Genomic DNA, 10747 nt, shown 5'->3' with positions numbered 1-10747 from the left:
GACGTTCTATCAGTACGACGACCTGGGTCGTATGACGGCCATCGGCGAGGCCGTCTTCGAGAGTTCGAGCGCCTTCAATGGGCTCGACTCGTCCACCATCAACCTCACGGGAACGGGCAGCGCATACAAGAGCGCGACGGTGAACCCGTCGCTCTTCTGGGGCACGGTACCGCTTCCGACGCCGCCGAGCATCTATCCGCTGCTGCCGCCACTCTCGCCGGACAACAGGGCAGGCGCCGCTGCCTGTCTGCCACCGTGGGACGATGCCAGACCGCCCTATGAAGCGCTCTTCGCGTTCAACGCCCTCGAGCGGACGATCATCAAACCCGTCGACATCTGCGTCTACAATGAGGCGGCTCCGTATGGTCCCGTCTCGGCGACGAACGACTTCGAGGACTTCACCGACAACCCGCACAACGGACGTCAGGCCATCTCCTACGATCAGATGCCGACGGGTGGCAGTGGTTCGTTCTGGAAGTACTTCCCGGCACCCGCGACATGGAACGGCCTCTCGAAGACCGGTACGGTTCGCAACCAGGCAGGTCGTGTGGCCGCAGTAGCCTACCGCGACCATCCCTACGAGCCGTATCGCTACCGCGTCTACAGCTACGACGAACGCGGCCGCGTGGAATGCGTGCTGAAGCTTACGCCGGCTCTCGGCTTCGATGCCGTCTACTACTCGTACAACTCGTCGGACCAGATCACGAGCATCCACGTCGTCGACGCCCTCCGGCAGTATGCCACGTGGTACGGTTACGACGACAACGGCCGTGTGGCCGAGATGACGTCGAGTGTGACGAATGCCGATGCCACCGGTCCCATCAATGGTTTCGGCTTCTACGCTCCCCTCGTCGGTATCGTCAAACCTGCCCTCATACCACGTCCGGGTGGCGCTCCGCGTGTCACGTATTCGTACGATGCCGCGGGCAACCTCACGAGCAAGGTCTATCACGATGCCGACGACCTGAACCGCGAACTCAATACCACATACCTGTACGATCCCCGCTGGCGCCTGCAGCAGCAGGACCACTCGTGGGACCTCGACCCCGTCAGCTCGAGCGACATCTACACGCGCGACAACGGCGGCCGCATCACGCAGCGCAGCAGCACGCTGCTCGACGGCGACGTCTACGACCACACGTACACGTACGACAACGCCGGGCGGCTCGTGACAGCCGACGTGGACCACAACCTCACGCCGTGGAAGAGCGAGACGTACGACGTGAACGAGATCGCCCGCCGCACGCAGACGACGAAGACGGGTGTGGTGGCAGGGCATACCTATGCGCCGCTCCCGGTATCGGCGACCAATGCGCCGACGGACATCGCTCCGAGCGTCAACGGCGAGATTCTGACGGACGACCAGACGTACAACCGGGACGGCGCATTGAACTATCGTTACCTGCGTCCGCAGGGCATGGCTCCCACCGTGCCGTACACCAGGGAATGGTTCCACTACGGCTACAACGACCGCCTCGTCAAGATGCAGACCGATGCCACCGGCATGAAGACCGGTCGTCAACCACCGGTCTGTGTGGTCAATCCTCCGTACTCGCTCTCGTTCTCGCTGGCGAACAAGATGGAATGGCAGTATTCGTATTCGCCGTCGGGCGAGCGCGAGATCAAGCGCCTCGTCCTCTCGCCGACGTCCGACTCCTCGTGCGGTACCGTCTTTCCCTGGACGTACTACCTGCAAGGGGTGGGTGACGAACAGCAGGTCGTCTATCACGGCCGTCAGATCAGCCGTGGCGCCTGCGACGGAGGTCCCACGGAACGCCGGGTCTTCTTCTATCCGGTCGAATACCGGTCGTACGGCGTGGATGGTGTGAACATCGTCTGGGAACGCGATGCCAACGGCGCCATGGTCGCACGCTTCGTGGGCACGGACATCCAGGGCTCGGAGCGGTTCGCGGTAGGGAAGAATGCGTATCAGAAGGTGCGCGACTACCTCCCGTTCGGTGTCGATGTGACGGTGGCGAACGACCAGAGAAGAGGCTATCTCGGCAAGGAATCGGACTACGAGACGGCGCCGCAGTTCAACGTGGTGCTGAATGCGAACCTGTATCACGAGCGCCTCATGGACATGAGTGCGCGGAAGTACAGCAAGACGCAGGGAGCGTTCACTGGTGTGGATGCACTGTGGAGCCAATCGGTCGGGTACTCGCCGTATGCCTACTCCTTCCATGATCCCATCAACTTCATGGACCCGACGGGGTTGGCGGGTGGTGGGAATGAGGGTGGTGGTGCTATCGCTGGCGTGCCCTACAAACCGGACGATGGCGTCAGGGCAGGTCCGGGAATTCCGGAGGAAGACAAGGAGAAGGTGAGAGTGGTCGAGGTCGTCGTTGTCGTCGATGCGACGGACCCGTACTATCCGATCATGAAGGCTGACGCACTCGACCGGGCTGCTGCGTGGCAATCTGGAGCAAGGCAGTTTCTGTCCAATCAGGACGGTATTCCGCGCCGCGATGCAACGTCGATCGTACAACCAATTCGGGCGGATGCGAACATTCGCTCAAAGAACTACCTGACGGATGCCGATAAGGAATTGGCTCGAATGGCGATTGCTGCCACCTCTCAGCAGGGGCCGAGCGCTCAAGGAATGATTACAACACCGCCCTCACCAGCAGAACGACTGCGGCAGATGGACCCACTTGCGAATCAGATTGGAGAGAATATTGTAAGAACAACGCCTTGGGTGGTAAGCCCGGTAACGTTGTACGAGTATTACAAGGGTGGACTGCTAATACTGAATGGATTCAATGCGGCCAATGGGGTGAGAATCACTGGAATGACGCTGCACGCAGTGGAGAGAGCCGCAGAACGTGGAATCACGAAACCAGCTATCTTTAACACACTAACCAATCCTCTGAAGATTGGCAGAATTGTGACAGATGCAGCTGGGCGTCAAAGCCAACGATTCTTTGGTAGGCTGGGTGAAGTTGCGATTAATCCGGAAACAGGAAAGATCCTTTCTGTTAACCCGATTGGAGCGAAAAGGCTAGCAAAGCTCCTTCGATCTGTAAGAAAGTGAGCGAAGTATGCAACTGATAATCTCCAAGACACAGTACGAGTACCTGCTGGATCATTTCTCGAAAGAGAATATGGCAATCTGGCAACTCATTGAGTTTCAGTTTGAAGACAAACGCGTCCTGCTGACTATTGACGAGGACCAAGCAGATGACATTCAAGATTGGGCGAGTGAAAGATTGCTAGTTGTGGGGTTTGACATGGACTACAAGCTAAATCCCGAGGGGCGTATTCTCGAAGAGATCATGGATATCTTCTTCGTATAATAAGGGGTAGCGTTCCAGAAGGTAGTGTTCCAATATGTTGATACCGTCGCCGAGGTAGTGTTCCAACATGTTGATGCCGCCATCGAGCGGGTGAAGAATGGCTCGATAGTGGGGTTCTTTCCGCCTTCTCAGTCGTGAACTGGTACGCCGTTTCCCTCGTCGAAAGCGGAACGAACCGTTCCTTGGCTTATTACCGTGCGGCATTTAGACCTCGTGTTCCAATGTGTTGATGGATTCGAGGAATTATCGGTAAGGAATCGGACTACGAGACGGCGCCGCAGTTCAATGTGGTGCTGAATGCGAATCTGTATCACGAGCGTCTCATGGACATGGGCGCGCGGAAGTACAGCAAGACGCAGGGAGCCTTCACTGGTGTGGATGCACTGTGGAGCCAATCGGTCGGGTACTCGCCGTATGCCTACTCCTTCCATGATCCCATCAACTTCATGGACCCGACGGGGTTGGTTGGTGGTGGAAATGGAGGCGGAGGGGGTGGGGGCTACTACGGCCCGCCCGAGAAACCCATCGATGCCGTTGCCGGCCGGGAGGGACTTCCGAAGAAGGACAAGGTCCGGGTCAAGCGGGTCGAGGATATCATCATCGAGATCAACTACGATCCGGTGCATGAGAAGATGGTGCTGGACGCCATGGACAAGACAAAAGAGTGGCAGAACGACGTGAAGCAGTTCCTGTCGAATCAGGATGGGCTTCCACGCCGTGATGCGACCTCTACGTCCACACCGATCCACTCAGACGATCCTCGATTCCCCCGCCAGGTACCGGGCTTGACGGGTCCATGGAATGCTACTCTCTCACCGGCGCCGTCGCTTCCGCAGCAACAGCAGGGGATGGATCCTGAAGGATGGGGTATCGCACAAGGTATCATTGAAGGTGGCATATTCCTCTACGGCGGTCCCGAAGGGATGATGGTCAAGCTTGGCAAATGGACGTACAGAGCGGCCAAGACTCTGCCTATTGTCGAAAAGACGATCGTCTACGTATCGCGGACTGAAAGAGGTATTATTCAGTATGTTGGAATAACGAACAATCTTGCACGGCGCACCGCAGATCATTTGCGGACCAGAGGCATTGATATTACCGAACTGATGACAGTGCTTAAGAGAGAGGACGCAAGGGCAGTGGAACAGGTGCTAATCGAGTATCACGGCCTAGGAAAAAATGGAGGCTCGTTGCTGAACAAGATCAACAGCATCGCACCATGGAAGCCTGAATACAGAGCGCAAATCGAACGAGGTTATGAACTCCTAAAAACAATTGGATTTCCACCAAAATGAGTAAGACCAAAACTATCGTTGGAGATATTTTCGAGATAGACACGCCTGCGGGAAAGGCCTATCTACATTTTATATATCAGCATCCAACAAACTGTGAGCTGGTTCGAGTACTCCCTGGTCTATATTTGGAGACACCGCACGATATCGAGGCTATTGCTGCAATGCAAGAGAGGTATTTCGTCCTTTTCCCACTAAATGCAGCGTACAGGAAAAAAATCGTCAGAAAGGTTGGATATGCTTCACCTGAAGCGTATTCCATGCCAAAGTATATGCGTGAAATACACATCGTACGGGGAGCATTCCTTGGCTGGCTCATTGTTGATACTGATACTTTAGTGCGAAGACTGGTAAAAGTACTTTCGCCTGAGGAAAAGCAATTGTCTTCGTTCGGGATATGGAACGACACACTATTATGTGAGAGATTAGTCGAGGGGTGGTCTTTGGAGAACTGGGGCCATGAATGGGGAGATCCAGAAGAGTAGCGTTCCAGAATGTTGATGATGGCATTGAACATGATTACAGGCACAGGTCGAACGGAGTGGTAGTGTTCCAACATGTTGATGCCGCCATCGAGCGAGTGAAGAATGGCTCGATAGCGGGATTCCTTTCCACCTTCTCAGTCGTGAACTGATACGCTGTTTCTCTCGGCGAAAGCGGAACGAACTGTTCCTTGGCTTATTACCGTGCGGGGTAGTGTTCCAATATGTTGATACCGTCGCCGAATAGCCGGAGAACGGCTTGACGACGGGGTTCCCTCTCGCTTTCGCCGTCGTGGAATGATCGAACGTTTTCTCAATGAAAGGCAAACAAACTATTCTTTGGCTTGTTACCGGCAGACATTTGAACCTCGTGTTCCAATGTGTTGATGGTGTGGCGCGGGGCGTTCGGTAACGGTAACATTCCGAGGGTCGTACGTGTTCCTCCTACGGGTGGAGTGGCGGTGCCGTTGCACCAGGATGGTAGGTCGACAAACGGGCGTTCCATAGATGGAAATCGCTTCAATCATATTTTGGGAAACCCGACCCATGCACTTGATGGGTTGGTAGGCAAGTATGGCTCGCAGGAAGCGGCCTTTAACGCGGTGCAGAGTGCAGCAAATAACGCTCTTAGGGCCGGTACTCTAACGCCGAATGCGCAAGGTGTTCTCCCTTCTGGTAATATGGGCAATATTATTAATGTTGGAGGACTAAGGGTTAGATTAATCGGTGGACGGGTTGTTAACGGCCAAGTCGTTTTGTCGTCATTCAGTCGACAAGGGTTATAGCATGGATAGCCTGAACGAATTCGAACGTACACTACTTCTGAGGCTTGCGGCAGTGTATTCAAGCATTGCGCCTCATATTCCGTTGCTTCGAGTCGAAAGCAGGACTCCGACAGGAGTCGGGATGTACGTCAACTTCTATTACACAGACACAGGTGCTGCTGTCCCCGATCTTGGAATGAAAGATGGGGCGATAAGTACCAATGAGCGAATTGGAATTCCGGGCTTGGAATATGGCCTAGGCTATGAAGTCGCCATTTCCAACAATAGAATTCAGTTTATCGAGATATTTACATACGGAGAGAGTTGGGATGGACAGTTGGATAGTTATTGGTTCATAGGGTAGTGTTCCAGGGGGTAGCGTTCCAAAATGTTGATGATGGCATTGATGGGTCGAAGGATGGCTTGCCAGCGGGATTCCTTCTCACGTTCATTGTCATCGATTGAACGACCATTTCCCTCGGCGACGAAGGAACGGACCGTTTTTTGGCATACTACCGTGGGAAGTCCGAACCTCGTGTTCCAATGTGTGGATGGATTCGAAGAATCATCGGGCAAGGAATCGGATTGCTTGGGTGAATCCTAGAACAGGAGTACTAACGACAGTCTTGCGTGGATCAAAGCTTGTTAAAAAGACTCTGGTGCCATTACCATGATCAGCATACTTAGGGCAATTCTCGAGGACAAGGCTCAGCGTACAGAACTTATCAAACAGTTCCAGAATGAGATATGGGACAGGAATGGTGAAGGCCCATACTTCGAGATTCTATCGACGCTTGCTATCGATCTCGACTATTACGAGCCAGACGAACAGATGAGGAGAGAGGATCCAAGTTTCTATGGAGATGATCGATTAGAACAAGAGATCATCCAGGCTTTGAAAGCACTAGAAGGATTGGAGGGTAGTGTTCCAACAAGTTGATGAGGTAGCGTTCCAATATGTTGATGCCGTGTTCATACCGGGTTTGATGCACCCATAGGACCTTGCCGGATCCTCTAAGAATGATGGACTACACTGCAGTATTCTGGAGCCCGTAGTGAGTAACATGCACAATCTAGTATTAGCTGAAAAACAGCTCGACTGTAGAAGGCTGATATATCATTTCGATATCGAGAGAGCCGCGCACCAGTGCTCGATCGAGTTGTATGCTCGTGTAGTGTTCATTCTTGTCGATAACCTGGCCGAAGGGATGGACGAGACAGAGCCAACCGACTACTATCAGCAGCAAATGATCGAGTATTATCATGAATCGTCGTTATTGTATGGAGAGAATCCGGACTATTTGTTTCTCATGGGGTTCATTATCAGTAAAGGTGAATGGTGTTTTCGAGTCTCTCTTAGTGATGCAATTCTGATGCGAAAGCAACCGTATCAAATGCAACCCGGTAATAGGTTGTACGAATGGCTTTCCTTGAATCATGGAGATCCAAATCTGCGGGAAGTGGCGAAACAACTAGTAGAAAAGCGGCCTGAATGCTTTGTTTGGCTTGAGTCTCTTGGTGTTCTCGGACAGTATATCATTGACATTATCGAAGCGAATGCTGAAGGAAGGTAGTGTAGCGTTCCAGAATGTTGATGATGGCATTGACGGGTCGAAGAATGGCTTGCTATCGGAATTCCCTCTCACGTTCATTGTCATCGATTGAACGACCATTTTCCTTTGGCGACATAGCCGGTGAACGTCTTGAAATGCAGTTCCTGTCGCTGTCGATCATACCCCTGTCTGTCGACGCGTGCAGGACGCTACGGGTGCGAAGGCATTGTCGGAGAAACGTATAGGCCCGCCATCGGATCCCGAAGCCCGCAGGGCCGGGCGGAGCCCATCCCGCCGGCCCGTTGCGCATCACGATGACGATCCGCGCCGATATCGGTTCTACCTTGTCACCATCACCGAGGCTTCGACCCGGCTGGCCGAGCCGAAGACGCCGATTCCACCGTCGATGCTGCTGTATCGCCTGTCGAAGAACGGGCCACCGAGACCGACGGCCGTGAACCATTTGAAGAGGTTGGCGTCGGGTGTGTAGACGACGCAGCGATACGGACCGAACCATGGACTCGATCCCCATTGTATCGAGGATCGGGGAATGGACGTGAAGTAGGTCGAACTGAGTGGAGGCTGCTTCGCGTCCATGTAGGGCAGGCGACCGCCCGTCGTGTCCGTACAGGTGAAGGAGACCAGCCAGTGCCCGTCACCGCCGTCGCCCTGCCATGCGAACTCGTCGGCGACGGGATGACGCAGCGTATCGGCGATGGGCGTGACCCACGTCGTGACGCCAGGCGTCGTCGTGCTGCCGGTGTATTGCGCTCCGACGATGTCCACGCTGAGAGTGTAGTGCGCCGAAGGCGCCACACGGATCGTCTTGTCCGCGGCTTCGTAGTGGCCACCACCGTCGTCGTCGACGAAGCGGAGATGGATGGGACCGTCGGGACCGACGATGGTGACGACGGCATTCGTGACGCTGGCCGCGCGCTGGTCGATGGGACCCGACAGATCCTGCGTGCGATAGACGCGGACGTCGCGTATGGGTTCACCGACGTAGAGATAGGCTTCGATGACGGTTTCCGATTGATAGGCGATGCCGTTGTCGGCGCACGAGACGAGACCGAGCGCAGCGGCAATCATGATGGTCGAGGTGATGATACGTTGCAGCATCAGAATCGAAGCTCCGCGGAAATGGTTGGAATGATCGGGAGGAGTCGAACGTCGGACGAACGTGCCTGACCGCCGTCCATCTCATAGGTGCGCATCAGGATGTCGCGGCGCGCATAGACGTTGAAGATGTCGACGACGATGTTGAAGGGCATGTCGGCGAGCGTGGTCTTGTAGGTCACGACCATGTTGAGCTGGTGCGATGCGGGGAGCTTCCTGCCCCATTGCTGCGATGGCATGACCATGCCGCTCGAAGGACTCTCGCCCATGAGGGTAGGGTTGAACTGCGACGTCGCACCGGTATAGCCCTGGCCCGACTGCAGCGTGAACGTGGCGCCGACTTCCCATGTGTCCGAGATATCGTAGAGGAGCGTGACCTTGAAGTCATGCCTTCGGTCGTACTTGGGATGATAGGCGAGGCCACCGTTGATGTTGGCGAACTGCGCGTCGACCCATCCGAGCGCATAGCCGATCCAGCCCGTGAGCGCGCCATAACGACGTTGCAGGAAGAACTCGATGCCGTAGGAGTCGGCCGATCCGAAGTGGAAGAGGTCGGCAACGGACGACGTCGACGTCTGCAACGAGTTCACTTCGTTGATGTTGTGCTGACGCTTGTAGTAGACGTCGACGTTGAAGGCGATGTCCTCGAACGGTCGCGTTTCGAGGGAGAGGATGTAGTGATCGGATCGACTGATGGGCGAGGTGGCGTCCGTCGGCAGCCACATGTCGAAGAACGAGTACTCAGGCATGGTGGCCATGCGCAGGTACTGGTGATAGAGTCCCCACGCGCCCTTGATGGTGACGTCTTCGGAGAGCTGGTAGCGAATCGACAACCGGGGATCCACCGTTACGGCATTCTTCATGTTCCAGTAGCCTGCGCGGATACCACCCGTGATGGAGAGGTTGGCTGCGGCATTGAAGCTCGCCTGGGCGAAGGCTCCGTGGACGTCGTCGACGAAGCTGAGGTGTGCAGGGCTCTTGGTGGGAGAGTTGCCTTCGGGAATCCGTGCGCCGTCCAGTGTCTGGTCGTAGGCGAAACGGTAGATCGTGCCTTCGTAGCCAAACTTCATCTGGACGTCGTCGCTGATGAAGAGATCGGCTCCCGTCCTCAGCGAATAGTCCGTGATGCTGTTCGAGATACCATATCCATGCCCGTCATTGCGAGCGGAGAACGTATTGGCGTATTGACTGGCGCTCGCGGTCGCATGGAGAACGAGACCGGACGCTACAGTATGTTGCCACGACAGGGCGGTGGCCGCATTGCCTACGCCTACGTCGAAGTAGAGTCCGGGTTGATCGAGCGTCAGTACATCTCTCGACTGGATGCCGCTCAACGTGAGCTTGTGACTGCCGAAGTGCTGGGAGACCTTGACGTTCAGGTCGTGGAAGTTGAACTTGGGAAAGGGGTCCTGAGGATCTTGAGGCAGGGCCCCCATGAGAAGATCGGCGTAGGTTCGACGTCCGCCAACGAACCACGCACCATTGCCAAGTGGACCTTGGAGGGCCAGGCGGCTGGAGAGAAGGCCGACGCCGAGCATGCCTTCGATATGTTCCTTGTTCCCGTCCTTCTGCGTGACGTTCATGACGGCGCTCATGCGGCCTCCGTACTCGGCGGGGAAGCCGCCCTTCTGCAGCTCGACGCTCTGGACGGCTTCGCTGTTGAAGGCGCTGATCATGCCGAAGAGGTGGGACGGATTGTAGACCGTCATGCCATCGAGCAGGATGAGATTCTGATCGGGCGAGCCGCCACGGATGAAGAGGCCGTTCGATACTTGCGAGGCCGACAATACGCCGGGCAGCATGAGGATGGCACGCGAGACGTCGCTCTCTCCACCGAAGCGCATCTGGCGTATCTGTTGCATGGGGATGGAAACGGTGCTGACGGCCGTTGCATCGAATTGACCGCGATCGGCCGTTACGACGACGTTCTCGGCATCGATGGTCGTGGGTGCGAGGTCGAAGACGACGTCGACAGTATCGTCCTTTATGATGTCGACCGTGACGGTACGATGGCCATAGCCGAGCATGGAGGCCGTGAGAATGTGTCGTCCGGGCTTCATGGAGCACAGCTTCATCGCCCCCTCGCGGTTCGAATAGATACCCCGTTTTGACGTGGAGTCGAAGACGGTGGCGAACGGCAGCGGCTGTTGCGTAGCGGAATCGCGGACGATTCCCTTGATGCATCCGTCGGCAGGTGCCGAGCGGGCGGTGCCGACAAGGCATAGCGCTGCCATGGCCGGCATT

The 10747-nt window shown here is 55.7% G+C and carries 8 protein-coding genes and 1 pseudogene; 7 read left to right on the top strand and 2 right to left on the bottom strand.

Annotated elements, in window-relative coordinates; translation table 11 throughout:
* The 7 genes and pseudogenes from BGO89_07740 (at window position 1) to BGO89_07710 (ending at window position 7408) form a co-directional block, all read left to right on the top strand.
* Window positions 1-3034, top strand: a pseudogene (locus BGO89_07740) (hypothetical protein).
* A gap of 7 nt (window positions 3035-3041) precedes the next feature.
* Window positions 3042-3296, top strand: coding sequence for a hypothetical protein (locus BGO89_07735; protein ID OJX57851.1), 255 nt, complete (start codon window positions 3042-3044; stop codon window positions 3294-3296).
* Window positions 3297-3583: 287 nt separating this feature from the next.
* Window positions 3584-4591 (top strand): hypothetical protein, encoded by a 1008-nt coding sequence (locus BGO89_07730; GenBank protein OJX57850.1) that lies wholly within the window; start codon window positions 3584-3586, stop codon window positions 4589-4591.
* Entirely contained in the window at window positions 4588-5073 is a 486-nt protein-coding gene (locus BGO89_07725; protein OJX57849.1) for a hypothetical protein, read from the top strand. The genes BGO89_07730 and BGO89_07725 overlap by 4 nt, the downstream gene beginning before the upstream one ends.
* A 783-nt stretch (window positions 5074-5856) precedes the next feature.
* Complete coding sequence (locus BGO89_07720; GenBank protein OJX57848.1) at window positions 5857-6198, top strand: hypothetical protein; 342 nt, start codon at window positions 5857-5859, stop codon at window positions 6196-6198.
* A gap of 306 nt (window positions 6199-6504) precedes the next feature.
* Window positions 6505-6774 carry a hypothetical protein gene (locus tag BGO89_07715; GenBank protein OJX57847.1) on the top strand — a complete coding sequence of 90 codons (270 nt, stop codon included), beginning with the start codon at window positions 6505-6507 and terminating at the stop codon, window positions 6772-6774.
* A 124-nt stretch (window positions 6775-6898) separates the two neighbouring features.
* A complete protein-coding gene (locus BGO89_07710; protein ID OJX57846.1) occupies window positions 6899-7408 on the top strand; it encodes a hypothetical protein in 510 nt (169 codons plus the stop codon).
* Between the two features lie 318 nt (window positions 7409-7726).
* On the opposite strand, the gene BGO89_07705 is transcribed toward BGO89_07710, so the two are convergent.
* Window positions 7727-8506, bottom strand: a complete 780-nt coding sequence (locus BGO89_07705; GenBank protein ID OJX57845.1) for a hypothetical protein — start codon at window positions 8504-8506, stop codon at window positions 7727-7729.
* Window positions 8506-10746: a hypothetical protein gene (locus BGO89_07700; protein ID OJX57844.1), complete on the bottom strand. Its 2241-nt coding sequence runs from the start codon at window positions 10744-10746 to the stop codon at window positions 8506-8508. Before BGO89_07700 ends, BGO89_07705 begins: the two co-directional genes overlap by 1 nt.
* Between the last annotated feature and the right edge of the window lies 1 nt (window position 10747).

The sequence above is a fragment of the Candidatus Kapaibacterium thiocyanatum genome (assembly GCA_001899175.1).
GTDB classification, from domain to species: Bacteria; Bacteroidota; Ignavibacteria; order Kapaibacteriales; family Kapaibacteriaceae; genus Kapaibacterium; species Kapaibacterium thiocyanatum.
The sequence above is the reverse complement of the archived record's forward strand: the minus strand, read 5'-3'. Positions and strand labels throughout refer to the sequence as shown.